General features: G+C 58.5%; 18 protein-coding genes and 1 pseudogene. 18 read left to right on the top strand and 1 reads right to left on the bottom strand.

Features of this window, described 5'->3' with window-relative positions:
• The first annotated feature begins 498 nt into the window (after positions 1-498).
• From KW568_RS30040 to KW568_RS30010, 7 genes are all read left to right on the top strand, one after another.
• Positions 499-789: a hypothetical protein gene (locus KW568_RS30040; RefSeq protein WP_004577622.1), complete on the top strand. Its 291-nt coding sequence runs from the start codon at positions 499-501 to the stop codon at positions 787-789.
• 30 nt (positions 790-819) lie between these two features.
• Positions 820-2,691: a UvrD-helicase domain-containing protein gene (locus KW568_RS30035; RefSeq protein WP_004577621.1), complete on the top strand. Its 1,872-nt coding sequence runs from the start codon at positions 820-822 to the stop codon at positions 2,689-2,691.
• Positions 2,692-2,724: 33 nt separating this feature from the next.
• Positions 2,725-3,126 (top strand): hypothetical protein, encoded by a 402-nt coding sequence (locus KW568_RS30030; protein WP_004577620.1) that lies wholly within the window; start codon positions 2,725-2,727, stop codon positions 3,124-3,126.
• Between the two features lie 379 nt (positions 3,127-3,505).
• Complete coding sequence (locus KW568_RS30025) at positions 3,506-3,970, top strand: DUF2726 domain-containing protein (RefSeq protein WP_004577619.1); 465 nt, start codon at positions 3,506-3,508, stop codon at positions 3,968-3,970.
• A gap of 48 nt (positions 3,971-4,018) precedes the next feature.
• Positions 4,019-4,681 carry a hypothetical protein gene (locus KW568_RS30020; RefSeq protein ID WP_004577618.1) on the top strand — a complete coding sequence of 221 codons (663 nt, stop codon included), beginning with the start codon at positions 4,019-4,021 and terminating at the stop codon, positions 4,679-4,681.
• A complete protein-coding gene (locus KW568_RS30015) occupies positions 4,674-5,279 on the top strand; it encodes a hypothetical protein (RefSeq protein ID WP_004577617.1) in 606 nt (201 codons plus the stop codon). The genes KW568_RS30020 and KW568_RS30015 overlap by 8 nt, the downstream gene beginning before the upstream one ends.
• A 540-nt stretch (positions 5,280-5,819) precedes the next feature.
• Complete coding sequence (locus KW568_RS30010) at positions 5,820-6,182, top strand: hypothetical protein (RefSeq protein ID WP_004577615.1); 363 nt, start codon at positions 5,820-5,822, stop codon at positions 6,180-6,182.
• 108 nt (positions 6,183-6,290) lie between these two features.
• On the opposite strand, the gene KW568_RS31280 is transcribed toward KW568_RS30010, so the two are convergent.
• On the bottom strand, positions 6,291-6,638 hold the full coding sequence (locus KW568_RS31280) for a DUF5623 domain-containing protein (RefSeq protein ID WP_169739408.1): 348 nt from the start codon (positions 6,636-6,638) through the stop codon (positions 6,291-6,293).
• Between the two features lie 1,355 nt (positions 6,639-7,993).
• On the opposite strand from KW568_RS31280, the gene KW568_RS30005 reads away from it, so the two are divergent.
• The 11 genes and pseudogenes from KW568_RS30005 to KW568_RS29955 all read left to right on the top strand — a co-directional run bounded on the left by KW568_RS30005 (position 7,994) and on the right by KW568_RS29955 (position 16,335).
• The gene (locus KW568_RS30005) at positions 7,994-8,884 is read left to right on the top strand and encodes a hypothetical protein (RefSeq protein WP_169739407.1); all 891 of its coding nucleotides are present in this window, start codon (positions 7,994-7,996) and stop codon (positions 8,882-8,884) included.
• Positions 8,885-9,138: 254 nt separating this feature from the next.
• The gene (locus tag KW568_RS30000) at positions 9,139-9,357 is read left to right on the top strand and encodes a hypothetical protein (protein ID WP_016486995.1); all 219 of its coding nucleotides are present in this window, start codon (positions 9,139-9,141) and stop codon (positions 9,355-9,357) included.
• A gap of 201 nt (positions 9,358-9,558) precedes the next feature.
• A complete protein-coding gene (locus KW568_RS29995) occupies positions 9,559-9,876 on the top strand; it encodes a hypothetical protein (protein ID WP_004577611.1) in 318 nt (105 codons plus the stop codon).
• Positions 9,877-10,129: 253 nt separating this feature from the next.
• Positions 10,130-11,692: pseudogene (locus KW568_RS29990) on the top strand (DNA cytosine methyltransferase).
• Between the two features lie 174 nt (positions 11,693-11,866).
• Positions 11,867-12,208 (top strand): hypothetical protein, encoded by a 342-nt coding sequence (locus KW568_RS29985; protein ID WP_004577610.1) that lies wholly within the window; start codon positions 11,867-11,869, stop codon positions 12,206-12,208.
• A 198-nt stretch (positions 12,209-12,406) separates the two neighbouring features.
• Positions 12,407-12,748 (top strand): hypothetical protein, encoded by a 342-nt coding sequence (locus KW568_RS29980; protein WP_004577609.1) that lies wholly within the window; start codon positions 12,407-12,409, stop codon positions 12,746-12,748.
• 11 nt (positions 12,749-12,759) lie between these two features.
• Entirely contained in the window at positions 12,760-12,945 is a 186-nt protein-coding gene (locus KW568_RS29975; RefSeq protein WP_004577608.1) for a hypothetical protein, read from the top strand.
• Between the two features lie 106 nt (positions 12,946-13,051).
• Complete coding sequence (locus KW568_RS29970) at positions 13,052-13,696, top strand: hypothetical protein (RefSeq protein WP_004577607.1); 645 nt, start codon at positions 13,052-13,054, stop codon at positions 13,694-13,696.
• A 95-nt stretch (positions 13,697-13,791) separates the two neighbouring features.
• A complete protein-coding gene (locus tag KW568_RS29965) occupies positions 13,792-14,025 on the top strand; it encodes a hypothetical protein (protein ID WP_004577606.1) in 234 nt (77 codons plus the stop codon).
• 160 nt (positions 14,026-14,185) lie between these two features.
• Positions 14,186-15,007 (top strand): hypothetical protein, encoded by an 822-nt coding sequence (locus KW568_RS29960; protein ID WP_231995376.1) that lies wholly within the window; start codon positions 14,186-14,188, stop codon positions 15,005-15,007.
• Positions 15,008-15,486: 479 nt separating this feature from the next.
• Complete coding sequence (locus KW568_RS29955; protein WP_004577604.1) at positions 15,487-16,335, top strand: hypothetical protein; 849 nt, start codon at positions 15,487-15,489, stop codon at positions 16,333-16,335.
• Positions 16,336-16,366 lie beyond the last annotated feature (31 nt).

The following is a 16,366-nucleotide window of genomic DNA, read 5'->3' as shown; positions in this document are numbered from 1 at the left end:
CTGTGTGTGATCCGGCTCGCGGCGTGTGACGCTTGGCTGGCGGTGGTGGCGATACAGGACCTGTCTGGCGATGCTGGGCCTGGCTGCTCATCTGGTGCGGTGTGTGACCCGGTCAGGTCCGTCTCAGCTCGGGTTGCTTGGAGCTGCTTTTCTCTGATCTGTCTCTCGCTGGGGAGGGAGCTTCATTCCCTTCATGTCTCTCAGCTCCCTACATGCCAGCACTCTGCCTGCAGGCTTCCTTCCCATCCCTGGTCGGAGTGTGGGTGCCCCCGGGGCCGGCTTTTATGGGCTGGTATGGGTATAAATGGTTATGCACCTGAGCCACGCTTTTCCTGCCCCTGGTCATAAATGGTTGTGCTCGCACCCGGAGCTTTGCCTTGCCAGTATCCATAAATGCTTATGCCCGCATTCGTAACGCGGAACTATAATTTGTCTTGCATCCATGCAAATCTATAGGTATCGTTGAGCCATAAATGGTTGTGCTTAGGAGCCGCCGCAATGAGCAAGTACGGTGTGATGAAACAGGTTGGAAAGGGCGTTGGAGCGATTGCTCTGGCTGTAGCGGCTTGTCTGTTTGCTGCATACGCCCGCCGCGCTTTTGGTGGCTGGGTGTTCGCGGGCTCATTGCTCCTGGTGGTCGCAGCCAGCATCCCAATGGTCGTGTTCTTCAACCTGTTTGCAGATCCAAACGCGAAGCGCAGCAAGAAGGTTCCGCTGATGGATCAGGAAGAGAGCCACGACATGTTCAAAGACAGCTTCAACTACTTCTCCAGAAACAAAGACGACTGATCAACCACTCGCACCTCAAGGAGGCCGGCAATGGCCGCGAAAGCTTTCACCCCAAACACAGACCAGGCTGTGGCCCTGGGCAGCACTGCCAAGCGATTGCTAATCCGCGCCAAGGCGGGGGGCGGCAAGACCTCGCTGCTCATCGCGCACGCCCTGCGTTTCCCTGACCAGCGCCTGCTGTATGTCACCTTTGGCAAGGCCAACAAGGAGGACGCAGCTGCTCGCTTCCCTTCCAACGTCACCACCAGGACCAGTCATGGGCTTGCTTGGGAAGTTGGTGGCCAGTTCAAGAAGACTGGCAAGCAGGATGATCTCCATCCGTCCCAACTGGCCAAGCAGTACAAGATCCCCATGGCCTTTGCTCGCCACCTGTACGTCACTCTGCACAACTTCATGGTCTCGGCAGATCGGGAGATCCTGGCTGCGCACGTGCCTACAAAGATCGTTGGCGATGACCGTCAGAAGGCTGCGGAATGGGCGAAGCATGTTTGGGCGGATCTGCAGCGCTTGCGTCAGTGGTCTCGTGGGTGCGGCGAAAGCCAAGCCGAGCGAGCAGAGTTTCTGGAATCCACCCCCCTGCGTATGCCGCACGACGGCTACCTGAAACTGTGGAGCTTGGGTGACCCGGACCTGAGCCACCGCTACGACCAGATCCTGCTGGACGAGTACCAGGACACCAATCCTGTCTTTGCAGCGGTGATCCTGCGCCAGAGCTGCCCACTGCGCTTGGCCGGTGATGACTTCCAAGCCATCTTCGGCTTCCGAGGTGCTTACAACACCTTCGAGCCGTCGCAGTTCGATCAAGTCGTAACGCTGAGCGAGAGCCACCGTTATGGCGCCGGCATTGCCGAGCTCGCCACCATGCTGTTGCGTCAGTTCGCCGGCGAGCAGGACCCAGTGCGCAGTTCGCGCCATGAGCTGACTACCCGATTCGCCGTCGACCGCACCAAGCCTTACGCGATCATCGGGCGCACCAATGCGAAGCTGTTCGCCAGTGCGGTCCAGTTGCTGGAAGGCCAGCGTCTTCACTTCGTGGGTGGCGTCAACGAGTACCCGTTCGACAAGCTGGTTGAAGTGCACCACCTGCGCGCCAACACGGGTGTCCGTCTACGCGATCCTTTGCTCAGTGCGTTCCGCTCGCTCCAGGATCTGGAAGCTTATGCCAACGACACCGATGACAAAGAGATCCACGCCCTCATCAGTGTTGCCAAGCAGTACGGCGATCAAATCCCTAGCCTGGTACAGCGCATCAAGGATGCCTGCGTCAGCGACATCAAGGATACGACCGTCACTCTGTGCACTGCCCACCGTTCGAAAGGGTTGGAGTTCCCGCAGGTCGTACTGCTGAGCGACTTCCTCAACCTGATCACCGATGCCGGCCTGCCGCTGGTGCTGGATACCCCTGAGTTACGCCAAGAACTCCACCTGCTGTACGTGGCACTGACCCGTGCGATGGAATCCATTGAGGTGAATGAGCAGATCCAGGCAGTGCTGCGTTACTGCGAGGCCGCTGGGGTTGTGGGTGAAGCGGTACGACCTGTGGCGAAGCACACCGAACAAGCAGGGGGGCTCGTGCTGGTTGTGAGCCCTGAACAAGAGGCCGATTCCTTCGCTGCTACCACCGGCGCGGGGGCGCACTCCAAAGTGGTCGAGCTTGTCGGCGCCGATGCCGCTCTGTTGTTCGAAGGCGATGTGGTTGAGTCGCGCATCGAGCTGGCCATCCTGCGGCATGCCGCACTGACCGCGGTGGCGATCGCTGGCGTTGTCGGTGTCTCCGTATCCGAGGCGGCCGACACCGTGGCTTCGATGGTTCGCCAGGGCCGCCTGCATGGCGGCTTGTTCATCGGTTGCCCAGATATCACCTGGCGCCTGGTCAGTGACCTTCACCTGGATGTGGCCTGATGGACTACCTACTGATCAGTGCTGGGGGCTGGCATGGCTGACGATTTCATCCGGATCTTCTACCGCCGTGAAGCGGGAGGCGTGTCCAGGAAGTCATCCGTATCCATTGACCCGCTGATGTTCGAGATCTTCGTCAAGATCAAGGGGAGCATCGGCGAGGCCCGGGACGTTCTGAGGGAATGGGCAAAGGCTGCGGATGCCGAGCGTACCGATGCGAACAACCGCATGGGGAACTCTCGCATTGTGCAGCAGCGGATGTCTCAGGAAATTCTGGACATGGTCAATGAGGGCATGGCAGCCCGGGCGGTGAAAGAGGCGGCGGCCGCGGGCGAGGTGAAAGGCCGGGGTTCTCGACGGGGCAAGCGGGCGGTGGGTGTCGAACCCTCTCATCAGCTGCCGGCGGTCACCGGGCACCTCTCGGAGGATCACATCTAGCGGCGTTGCTGGCGCTCATGATCGCGCCAGGCGGGCATGCTTCGAATAGTTCGTTTGTGGGATTGGTCAAGTCGGCGCGCATGATTGCAGGACGGTGACTTGCTTTGGCTACGGGAGGTTTGTAGAGAGGTGTTGCACGACACGAGCGTGTCGCTAGGAGGAGATGACTCACCCTAACGTTTCCACACCCAACGAGCAATACCCTGGGCAGGCTTGTTGAAGAAACAGGGCGGCGGTGCACCTCCCGATCTGGATTGAAATCACATTAACTTGACCAATATCACCGGCGGACTATCCGTCTTTTTTTAACTACTATGCGTATTGGTACGCGTTAAGAATCTGAATAGGGGTATGTATGTCACTTGTGGATGCCTCGCGCATGAATGGCCCGATCCTGCTGATCTGCACCTTTGCATTTGCGTTTTTCGTCGTCGCGGTCTTGAAGCGGCGCAAAGGCTATTCAACCAAGCACTACCAGTGCATCCCCCTGCTCACCGAGCGCGAGCAGGACTTCTTCTGGCGACTCAGGGAGGCAGTTGGCAACGACCTGGTCATCGCTCCCCAGGTGGTGTTCGGTGCCTTCATCAAGGTGAAGGCCACCGCCATGACCGACAAGAACCATGCAAGGCATATGGTCGCCCACAACCGCTGCGACTTCCTGCTCTGCGACAAGAAGCTCAAGCCGGTGGCGCTGGTCGAGGTCGACGACTCCACGCACAACAGCTCGAAGGCCAAAGCAAAGGACCGGCGCCGCGACGAGTTGATGAAAGCAGTAGGGGTTTCCGTGCACCGGTACCGCGGAATGCCGTCGGCCCGAGAGATCCGCAGGGACCTGAAGCTGTAGAGCTCAGGACCTTTCCAACCCGGAATTCGAACACAGTAGGTGAGCAATATGAGTGACTTCGATTCATCCAGCGAATACTTCGCTCGCGCCGGTGCTACGGCCGGCGAGGGGAAGCTGACTTTCAGGGGGCTGTTCGTTGCCTTGCTAGGGCTGTACGGCATTTTTGCGGCAGTCAGCATCTTCGCCCTGTACTTCAAGGTACCGGTCAGTGGTGAGGATTTACAGCATGCATCCTGGATGGTAACTGCCCCCTCGATTCTCCCCATTATCTACGGGGTGTTGTTGGTGCTGAGCATCATGCTCGCGCTGCAACTAATCAGCCCTATGACTATCAGCGTTGCCGTACTCATGGCCAGTTTTACTGGGGGCATTTCTCCGAGCGCCTCTTTACGCAGCGCTGTTCTGGCAGGGGAGGCCAAAATCGGCTGTTACGAGTACACCTCTCGCGCATGTACCGAGATGTTGGGGCTGCCCAGTCGAGCAGCCAACCCAGATCAGTCGGCCCAGCCGAGTGTCCACCAATTCATCCCTGTCCAAGCGATGGCCTTCCTTCGGGCGCCATTCGATGTTTTCAAAGCGGATCAACTCAACCAGATGCTCGATACGCAGCGCCTGGAACTGAAAGAAGAGATCCGCAAGGGTTTGGTAATCCAGACCGACACCCTCCCCACACCCCCAACTACGAACCAAGCAGGTGAGCATCATGAGTGACCACGATTCTTCCAATGACTACTTCGATCACACGCCGGGTAAGGCAGGCGAGGGATCACTGATCTTCGCGAGCGTCTTCCTGGCAGCGTTGGTGTTGTACGTCGTGTTTGCTGCCATCAGCACCGCCGTCCTGAACTTCAAGGTTCCTGTGAGCCCCGATGATCTGAAACATGCCTCTTGGTTAGTAAATCCCCCAGCCATTTCGTTCATTGCGTCCGGTGTCAGCTTGTTCGCATTCCTGGTAGGGGCATTTCGCGCATTTGCGGGCAGTGCCTTCGGCCTGGTACTGATCATGGCTGGGGTTGTGAGTGGTACCACCATCTTCCCGAGCGTCTCTTTCCGGAGCGCTGTTTTGGCAGGTGAGGCGAAGGTGGGGTGTTACGACTACACCAGCCGGGCCTGTACCGAGATGCTGGGGCTGCCAGACAGCGCGAGCTCCGGTCAGTCGAGCAAGGTCGTGCGCCAGTCCTCGGCGCCGATCGAGGTGCTGGCCTTCGTACGAGCTCCCTTCGATGTGTTCAAAGCGGATCAGCTCAATCAGATGCTCGATGCGCAACGTCTTGAGATGAAGAAGCAACTAGACGCCTACGCCGAGTAGTACCGATAGGTTGGCCGGCTCCGGCCAACAAGGACCAGCCACGGGCCTCACCGAACAGGGGGGCTCTGATAGCACTTACAGGATGCGCTTAGCATCAGGCATGAAGACGAGACATGTAAACGCTCAGCTGCATCCAAGCTCTGGCCTAAAACCGGGGCCGAGAACGCAGAAGAAGAACCGATTATAGCGCTCGCGAAACACGGGCAAGTGGAGAGAGGCATTGGAATGGCAGTAATAGATTTCTTCGTTGACCGCGTTTGGGCTATTGCCGCATTCGCCGTCGCCCTCGGTCTGATGCTTGACCTCATCCTTTTTCATAAGAAGCTAAATGCAACCTTACTTCTCCCGATGGCAGTGGGGGTTATGTGGCTCTGGGGGGACTCGGCTCAGATGGTGCAAAAATGGAAGAACGAGGCCACTATTGGAACCTATGTGGAAGCCACGAGGTAAGGGGAAGCTACCTGCCCCGCCAGCCCGCCGAGAGCGGGCTTCGGCAGTACCAGAGGGCGCGTTTTGCGGCTCAATTCATGGAGATAGGCAATGGGTATTTTAGGTGGCAAGGTCGCGTCCGTGCTCGTTTCGACTGAAGGGGACCGTTCAGTCGGCCTCGATGGCGAAGGTGCAGAAATCCATGCGGCGGGCGATTTCTTAATCGACCTCGATGCCCTGGCACCTGAAAATCGCCAGGCAGTGCTTGAAGCGTTCCGGCAGAAGATCATCGAAGCCTTCGCGCTGGTTTGGGATGAACCAGCCAAGGCCATTTTCGACATTGAGCTGGCCGACGATGCTCAAGTCCCACCGCAGCACGTTGATTTTCGATTCCAAGACGGGCGCACCGAAAGTGTTGATGTGTCGAAGGCCGGGCATGTGCTCGAACTAGGCGGCTTTGCCCCAAAGGTCTAAAAATTCGTACCAGGTACACCCAAGCCCCGGCATCATTGATGCCTCACATAGCTCGCAAAGCCCGCCTTGGCGGGCTTCGTTGTTGGAGGCCGGCTGTGAAGCAGGAGGCTACGGGTTTCTACGGGAATCGGACCGCTGGACTTGCTGTTCGCACCTACCAATGCGGTCCAAGAGATCTCTCTTGGGTTTGCAGTCTTGGTACCCTACTACAACGATCTGTCTGACCACCGCGAGCTCTGCCAGGGCATCTGCAGCTCCTTTGATGGCGGTAGGGGCAGGTGAGTAGTAGTCCTGTCGCATCTGCTTGTCGGGAAGGTCTGCATCCTTGTACTCCTCCTCAAACCATTTGTTCAGGGTCAGGCGGATACGGGTTAGTCCAGACTCTAAGCCCAAGCCCGTTGATAACGTGAGTCTCTCCAGGATAGGGCCAATCTGTAAGTGCTTATCTAGGTCCATGCGACGAGCAGGTCGCCAACGTGAGCGATAACCTGGCTCACCGGGGCCACATGGCACAGCTCCGGCCCGCTCTACACCTTCAGGGGCTGGCATCATCCTTGGTAGCTTCCGCTTTCCGCTGAGAGTTCTAGCCGGGCTGATGAATGAGCTTTCGTATGGCTGGGTCTCGTGTGTCCATTCCTCAACCTTTAACCTGGTCTCCAAGGCTTTGAGCTTCTTGGCCAAGCGTGAGATCAGAGTTTTCGATACCGAATGTAGGCGTGGTGTGTTGCTGGCGGAATAGACGCCCCTCCAACGTACACCTACCGTATGAAACCCGTGCTCTTCTGCCCAGTCGATTTCATCTTGGAGCAAGTGCGGGTACGGCTCATCCAGAATGACAATGCACTTTGACTCATCGTCGTACCAGTGAGAGCGGTGGTCTGCATACTCGGAGAGAACCAGGCTTGGTCCTGCCATCTCGTTAGCAGAAGGGGCTCGTAGCCCTGTCACAGCCATGAAATTAAGTGCGCGTGCGGCCCGTTGTGCCATCTTCAGGCCCTCGTACCAGTCCACTGAATCCATTCTACGTTCGAGATGGTCGTCCGCCTCCAACCGAAAACTGGACAAGTAGGTTGTCCTTTCAATTGACCGTCGGGGCAGGAGTTCCCTCAACGGGGAGGGCAGCCGGAATGAAAGGGTGGTCCGCCCTGATCGCAGGACTGGGCCATCCTGAAAGGGCTCTGGACTTTTGCCGTGCTCTTTCCAGTAGAAAGTGACAAAAGCTTGGTGTAGCTGGGCGGGTCTGCCTAGAACTGACTGGGCATGTCGCAGGTTGTGAAATCCAGCTTTATGCGCCGCTTCATCAAGAGCAGCATGATGCGGGATGCTCTCCTTTTACTTGATGAGTTTGGCTACGCGCTTGATACCCGCAAGGGTGGTAGGTCGAGTGTTTTCGGTGGCCACGAGTTCTCTCCGGCCCTACTTGTTGCAGCGTCACCCGTCCACCGCTATGCACCAGGGCCAAAGTCATGGTCCGAAGTTTGATTAGTTGGCAGTGCTGCTCGTGCAGCTTCGCGAGGACGGGTAGCGGGCGTCTGCTGGGCGCCACAGCAGATTCTAAGCTGCGTATTGAGTCTTTGACTAGACCAAACACATGAACGGATCAGATGGGCTAGTGAGTCACTTGCAGATCGTCACCGCGATCCGCCCCTCCACACGCGGATCTGACAATCTCTGATGAGATTGATTTGCATCTGTTAGCATATAGGTACGTGTGAAGAATCATTTTTGCCGTTATGATTCATTTTCAGGCGGCGGCCCTCGGTATCCCGGGGCAGCATGTAGCGATCCTCAGCGGATCCAGGGGAGGGGGCATGGCCAAACAAGATGAGATGACGAATCGATCCATCGCGATCCTGATCAACCTGTCGGCCGGCTTGGACGAAGCCGGGATTGAGTGCGGTGATGAGCGTGTACCGATCACTGCAAACTTACGCCTGGCCGCAGCTGCGGGAGCCGCAGCGTTGTCGCAGCGAGCCAAGCGGTCGACGCCATTCTCGAACCAGACGAATAGTCCACATGTGAAGTTGGTCAAGACCGCTGCTAACTGGCTCGACCAGCTGAAGGTGGTCAAAGGGTTTCATGGCGATGTCTCGGCTGCAGAGTTTCTCGGTGTCAGCCAGACCCAGTTCTCCCGCTGGCGCACCGGCAAGGATCTCTTGGACAACTATCACGCGTGGCAGATCGCTGCAGCGCTGAACGTGAACCCCATGGTGGTGATCGGCAGCGTTGGCTTCCACCACTCACGGGACACCGATCGCACCAGGTGGTTGGCCATGCTGTCGACGGTACTTGATTCAGAACTTCCTGCCGCTCCAGTGCAGCTGGCGCAGGCGCCAGCACGGGAAGCCGAGCCTGTGCAGCAGCCGGCAAAAGCAAGCCGCACTGCCAGTGGGAGCACCGAGTCGACGGCCCAGGGCAGCAAGTGGACCGATGACGAAGACCAGCGGCTCATTGCGGGATACCGGAATGGCGAAGCGATCGACACGCTTGCCACCGCACACAAGCGCACCCCGAAGGCCATCTTGCTGCGGCTCAGCAAGATGCACCGGTTGATACCGGCCGAGCAGCTCGCGAGCTTGTGTGAGCTCTACGGCGTGAACTTGAGCAGCTCTGGGAACGGGCGCAAGACCGAACAGAATAAGAGCTCCCCGCGGCCAAGAAGGGGGAAGGCCAAGGCGCATGCTCCCACTGTCTTCCTTTGAACGATCGGGCGGCTGAAGGATCAGCTGCTGGCGCTAGGAGAACAAATGTACTCTAGTCGTGCACGTGGCAGTTTGGCGGGCCCTTCTGCTACTGACTTGACCAAATGTGCCATACGAACCACCAGAAACTAACGATGGCACATTTCGAATGTGCGCCAGCCCAGCGTTTCCGCGGGAGGGATACGGGGCTGGCAACTGACACTAGCGATGGCACATTTCGGCGTCATCGGGACAACGGCTTACTGAGGTGGACTATGAGCAATACCCCACTCGCAGAAGCGCCTACCCGGCGCACACTGCTGCAGCGGCTATTCGGGGCCGGCCTGGGGCAGAACTTGATCTCGGTCTGGGTGACCGAGGTCGGTAACTACGCCTTTGGCCAGGTGGTAACCGAGACGAAGGTGAAGCTCGGGCGGTACACGCTGCTGCAGTGGAAAACGTACAGAACGCCTGAGCTCGACCGGGAGGAATAGGGAACTGCAGAGGCCCAACGGCCAAGGATCGGAGCTCGCGATAGGTGCCGACCCCTTCTTGTTCAGTGTGCACTGTGGCGCCAGGTTTCGTTATCGGCTGGTGTTGCCCATTTCGAGTTGACCAGAGAATGCGATGGGGCTGTCGACATCGCACCGATACAAGGCTGCTTTTGGCAGATATTTGCCAATGGAGATCATGGCATGCGCACACCCAACGAACAGGCGGCACCCAAACTGATGGCCAGCTCAATAGAGCTGATCAGCGATCGAGATGAGAAGTTCTCTGCTGTCGTAACCATCATGGGCAGTTACGGCAACGAGTCTTTCCGGAAGGCCTTCAAAGCACAGTACCCCGAGGACTGGGCAACGATCGAGCGAAGCTACGACTTGCCCGGTCTCAATTATGGGGAGGTAGGCCGGTGTATCGATGGTAAATGGACCTTGATTGCGATCGAGCCTTCACCAGCGGCTCTGCTGGACGCGCAATACTGCGACTATCTTAGGAACCCGCCCTTTTAGCCTGCGCTTCGTTGCACCGCGCTGAGCTCACGAACGCTACACCCAATCCGGCCATTACTGGCCGGATTTTTTTTGGCCTCCAGGGGAGAGCATAACCCACGGAGATCGTTTTGGACGAAGATAAAAGTTGCCATATAGTTTAATAAATATTGATAAAGGTTGCCCTATAGTTTAATTTTTTGGTCCGGTCCGTAGGTAAACCAGGGGAGCCAGTCTACCTGGCGGGCGCCACTCAACTCTCGTAGGACATTGCATGCTGATCAAAAAAATCCTCACCCATTTCCACTTCTGCTGCGGCTTGGGGGGGGGCGCCAAGGGCTTCAACCGGGCAAAGCCCATCGTCGGTAACGTGCAAGCTGAATGGGAGTGCTTGGGAGGCGTTGACGTTGACCCGGCCGGCCTCGCCGATTTCAAGCGATTGTCCGGTGTTGAAGGCACGCTGTTGGATCTCTTCACACGTGATCAGTAGATCCGCTTCCACGGAAAGGAGCCGCCAGCCGGATGGCGGGAGGCACTCCCAGAGGACATCCGCCGTGCGGCCCAGAACCGCCGGCCCGACACCGTTTTCATCAGCCCCCCATGCAAGGGCGCCAGCGGGTTGTTGTCGGAGAAGATGAGCCTGACCCCGAAGTACCAGGCCTTGAACGAGCTGACTCTGCGCTGTATCTGGCTGATGGCGGAGGCGTGGCGGGATGACCCTGTACCAATGCTGGTATTCGAGAATGTCCCACGCCTGGCCAATCGTGGCCGCCATCTGCTGGACCAGATCGGCGCTCTGCTAAGCCACTATGGATATGCCGTCGCCGAAACCACCCATGACTGTGGGGTCATCGGCGGATTGGCTCAAAGCCGCAAGCGATTCCTGCTGGTGGCTCGCCACGTCGAGAAGGTGCCGTCGTTCCTGTATGAGCCAGAGAAGAAGAGCCTTCGTGCTGTAGGTGACATCCTCGGTCGCATGCCTCTGGCCGGCGATATCGAGCAGGCTGGCCCTATGCACCGGGTGCCGGCTCTGCAATGGAAAACTTGGGTCCGCCTGGCCTTGGTCGAAGCCGGAAAAGACTGGCGCAGCCTGAATGATCTCGCGATCCAGGATGGTTACCTGCGCGACTTGATCATTGTTCCAGGGTACCGATCGGGATACATGGGAGTACATGGCTGGAATGACAGCATGGGCACGGTGGCTGGCCGATCGAACCCAACAAACGGAGCGTTCTCGGTTGCAGATCCGCGAGCCAAAGCTGGCGCCCTGCAGTACCAGCAGTATGGTGTTCGCCGATGGCAGGACACCAGCGGTGCCGTCATTGGAGTTAAAAGCCCAGGACAAGGCACATTCAGCGTCGCCGATCCCCGACCGGCCATGAAACGCACAAAGGGCGACGCTTACCTGACTGGCGGGCATTACGGCGTGGTGCCGTGGCAGGGCTCAGCGGGAGCCGTCTCTGCAAGCGCCAAGCATGACAACGGCCGTTGGAGCGTAGCCGATCCCCGGCTCCCAGAGGCCAACGACAGGCTCACTTGCATTATCGAGTCGCTCGACGGGACCTGGCACCGCCCCTTCACGACTCTGGAACTGGCAGCGCTGCAAAGCCTTGTCGAGCCCGAGGAGCAGTTGGAGTTGGACGGTTTGAGCGATCAGGCCTGGCGCGAGCGGATTGGCAACGCCGTTCCGCCGGCGGCGGCGGAGGCGATTGGGCATGTCATGGGCACGACATTGCTGCTGGCAGCCCAAGGGGAAACCTTCATGCTCAGCAGCATGCCCGTCTGGGTACGGCCCGTCGCGGTAGGCCTGAGCGTGTCGCAGCTGGCGACAGAATGAGGCTGATCGACCTAGGCCTACGGCTTGGGCGCCAGCTCAGCCGGTGCCCCATGCTGAAGACCCTTTAGAGACCGCCGATACAGAGCTGCCGCTGATCGGCGAAACCGATGCCGGGTGCGCCTGGCATCATCACCACGACGTGACGATCACGTCATCACGATGAGAAGCATACGAATGGATGACAGAAACAACGGCCTTTTGATTGAAGGCCTGGTGCAGGGCTCCTACGACCGCATGTTCGGCCCCGGTAAGGTGGAGGCTCGCCACCACCCGCTCACCAGCTGGGCCCAGGCAACCGTCTCTGGCAGTGAAAGCAACTTCCAGGACACCCACCGCGATCTGCTGCGGACCTTCGAAGCTGTGCAGAGCACGCTCTACAAGGAGGGTGGCAACGACGAGCTGCTTACCGACCTGTCCGCAGTCGAGAACCGCCTGACGGGCGCTACGACCGTCGATGAGCTGGGTACCGCGATCATCGAGTCAAGGCCTGTGCTTGACCGTGTGTTTGGCCGGTAAGGCAGCCGTTTGAGGCCCTGGACTGCGTTCAGGGCTTTTCACTGTGAAATGTTGAGCTTTTCTCACGGACTGATGTGAAACCGGCGATTTGAGCAAGGCTTCGCGTGGAAGAAAAAGGTTGCCATATAGTTTAATCTTTATTGCTATTTGTTGACCTATAGTTTAACTTTTTGGCTCAGTCACTCATCAGGGCACGCCATGAGCCGCTTCAAATTTCTCGGGATCAACGACGACAAATCGCACTGCGAATGTTGCGGCAAGCAAGGCCTCAAGCGTGTGGTTTGGATCGAGGACTGCGAAACCAACGAGATACGTCACTTCGGCACAACCTGCGCCATGGCGCCAGCGAAGGGCTTCACGCTCGACCTGGAGATTAAGGCGGAGATACGCCGGCTAGATCAGGTGCAGAAGTCTCGCGTTGCCCGGGCTTACCAAACGTACCGGCAGAAGGGTGGGCGTTGCGTGGCCAATCCGGACAAGCCCGGTTACTTCATGTACGCGGACCCACAACTTTGGAACGACTGCCTGGCGGCGGCGTAGGAGGACGAATCATGACCAACACTGAGCGCCTGATTGAAGAGTTCAAGCACTGCAAGGCACATGGGGTCACTCTGCGCTTTGCAACTGGCCGCAACACCGGCAACGGCCCTTCGGTTGTCGAGGCGCTGCGCCGCCGCGGCTATACCGTGAACCGGCTGCGCAGCTCGTACTACGAAGTGCCACGCGGCCCAGCCTAATCACATCGACCCGGTTCGCCGGTCCGGTACCCGCGATAAGACAGTTTCATCACTGACCCGCTGGCGCAGTTGCTGCCAGATGTCGAACGCCTGCAGGAGGCACAGCATGAGCATCACTAAGATTACCGAATGCCGCGAGTGCGGAAGCAAGGCCCTGAGCTGGCAGACATACAACCAGAACATCAGTGATGCGCAGCACGGGCGACTGCGCACCAGCGACATTCGCTGCCAGCTGGTTCTGGGCTGTGATAATTGTTCGGAAACCTTGGCAGTAATGAGCGCCGACCACGTAGCGGCATGGCTCACCGAGCAAGGGGCGTCGCAGTCCGCTCAGAGCCAGCCTGGTGATGACACTCAAACGGCGGCCTGTGCTGGCGATGTTGAAGAGGCGCTGCTGTGGCTTGACGACTTTGTGGCGCGGTGCAATGGCGATGACCGCGGGTCCTGCTCCGCCGTCGAGACTCTGCGTACTGCCCTATCTGGCAACTCTCAGGCCCAGAAGGTCAGCGCCGTCGCCCTGCGTGAGGCGATGGAAAACCTCGCTGTGAAGGCCTCTGCTGCTGACATTCCCCCGGTAATCCTGCCAGCGTCTGTACGCCAGGTGCCACTGGTAATACTGGGCGGCGTTTGTGTGCGGGTGTCCTACGTGGGTCTCAAGTGGTACCACGACCAGCTGATCGAAGATCGCTGGGTGCCGCTGGCGGTGGACGAGTTCGATGCGCTTCTGGTCGAGGCGCTCGCGAAGGCATGAGCTGCACTTGCCCGCCTCAGTACGGCCCGCGCCGGCCTTGTCCGGTACATCCACCCAGGGCCTGACCGGCTCACACCACGATCGAGGACATCCTCATGGCTGTCGCCAAGCGCAAGCCTCGCAACAAACCGACTCAGCTGCAGGTCGGTATTCTCCTCGCCGCCGCGGACCTGTCGCGCTACATCTATGACAGAGGTGATGCAGCTGATCTGCTGCGGCGGCAGGGCCTAGCCGACGCAAATTGCTCGGCCCTGGACGAAATGGACAAGGAGCAGCTGCGGATCTTGCGCGATGACTATGGACTTAGCAGCCTACGGGGGCTGGATTGATCATCCACCTTGTTCTGTAGCAGGCCAGGTCCGCATCACGAACGATCAAACTGCGGTGCACATCTAGATCTCCCTGAACCACGCATCCCCAGCCATCGAGCTGGGTCGATGCCGTGTAAGCGCCGCGGGGTTCGCGTGCGCAGCAGGGGGAAGCAAGATCATGCCATTGACCTGGAGCGTTGCCTTTCATTCTGGAATGTCCAGTTCTCAGGACCTGCGAGCTGCGGTTGATGAGGGTGTCCCGGTAGGGGTAGTTGCAACGTTGCTGGATAGCCTGAAAATCTTTGGCACGCTTCCCCGGCACCTGAATGCAGGAGGTGCCGTGTTCATCGACTCCGGAGCCTTTTCAGCCTTCCAGAAGGGCGAGCTCGTGAGCTGGGGGAAAGTGTTTTTCACGTACGAATGCGTGCTGGCGCGGACAGACTTCCCGGGGTCTCTTAGCATCGTGGCGCCGGACATCATTGGTGACCAATCGGCAACCCTCGACTTGTGGGCTGTGCATGCAGAGCGAGTGCGCACGTGGATCACGGCCGGCGCTCGTGTGATTATTCCCTTGCAGTGTGGGGAGCTCTCCGCGGGTGTGATGCTGGCGCATGCCAAGCGTATCTTTCAAACAGATCAGTTCTGCGCGGGGATTCCATCCAATCTAGCGGCCATGAGTGCTGAGGATTGTGCAACCCTGCACCATCACGACTTTCACCTGCTGGGACGAGTGGTGATCAACGCCGAATTAGGCGATAAACTGCGCGCCCTGTTGGCCAACAATCCCGATGCCATTTACACGGCAGATGCCAACTGGCTGCGATCCCGCATCAGGCAAATCAGCCTGGCTGCAAAGGACTTGCGGCAAGCGCCACCGGACAACCCGTTTGAGTCCTCGCGAACTCGTGCAGTACGGGCGGTCCTGCGCCAAGATGCATATCACCAGAAGCAGGGCGGGCCTTCGGGCGCCCGTCACTCGGAAATGATTTATGGCACATAACACTGGAACTGCTCAGTGCTCGTACTGTGGGGCTGAGTATCGACTGGTCTCCGATTTCAAGCGCGACATGCAGAGGCTCTGCAAGGCCTGGCTCAGCCGCCACGAGCGTGCGTGTGCATGCAGAACGCCGGATCAGCGCCGGTCCTGGGCACAGAAGTATGTGGGAAAGGATTTCGCTGAGAGCAGCTTGACTGTCGACCTGGAGCATCCCGGGTTCAAAGACATCCAGCCCAGCCATGCAGGTAATGGGGCGCTCCAGCTGCCCTGAGGCCATCCGCCGGCCTGCACCGACAGGTACTCGGCTAGCGCAGGCCGGGCAAATTCGTTCTCCCTTCCATTGAAGGTGCGAGTTGGCAACCGGTCTGGCACAGTGCTGATGGGCGAAAGCTCATTCTGCCACTGGTGAAAGCAGCGCTCGAATCAGTTATCACCGCCATTGTTCCAGTGAATCCATGAGCCATCTCCAAAGGAGCTGTGAAGTGAAGCCCGTCGATCTTATGAGCAAGGCTTGGGTAGACACCTACGAAGAGATTGCTGCTAAAGCCCAGCAAGTCAGGGCCTTGCTGGTGCAGCGCAACATCAGGCTTCGGTCCGGGAGCGCGCTTTGTCAGTTGCTCAGTCAGGCCGACAAGCTGAGCCGGGCATGGGCTGACCAGGTGAAGCCGGATGACCGGGTGGTGTGGGAAGCGGCGTACGTGAATCGTCTCGCTGATGCAGTCACCAATTTGCCAGATGAACCAGGGATTCAAGAGGCGCTCAAGCGCATGGCCGGCGGAGTAATGCAGCCTCACGATCGGAGCAACTCTCACCAAGGGAAAGACGCTCTGTGGGAGCTGGTGCTGCTTTCCGACTTGAAGAACCGTGGGCTTACGGCCAAAGCTGCAGAGCCAGATATCCTGGTTGACTTCGGCATGGGCGATTACCCGATCGCATGCAAGAAGATCTGGTCAACGCTCGGGGTTGAGAAGCGTGTCAGCCATGCTGCTAGGCAGCTGGCACCGTTCAACAATGGCGGAATCATTGCCCTCAATTTGGACGATTTGGTCCCTGTCGGGAAAGTCGTGAGTGGTCCTAACAAAGCTGATGCGAGAGGCGTACTGAGCGCGTTCAATTCAGAGTTTATTGAGAGTCACAGAAACGTGCTGCAGAATGCTGTCATGGACGGCAAATGCGATGGATTTCTCATCTCGACGACTGCCTTTGCCGTGCTATGGGAAGAGGAGACTTCGGCCTATCTAGCGTCAGAAGGCACGCTGTGGCACCTGGGTGATTCGTCGCAGGAAGCCTGCGAGCGATTCCGTGCGTTTCGTAACTCGCAAGGCATTTAACCAGGGGCTTGAAGCAAAGGGCAGGGGAGGC

Source organism: Pseudomonas sp. HD6515 (assembly GCF_024971855.1).
Classification (GTDB): Bacteria; Pseudomonadota; Gammaproteobacteria; order Pseudomonadales; family Pseudomonadaceae; genus Aquipseudomonas; species Aquipseudomonas alloputida.
This window is presented reverse-complemented; position numbering and strand designations above follow the sequence as displayed.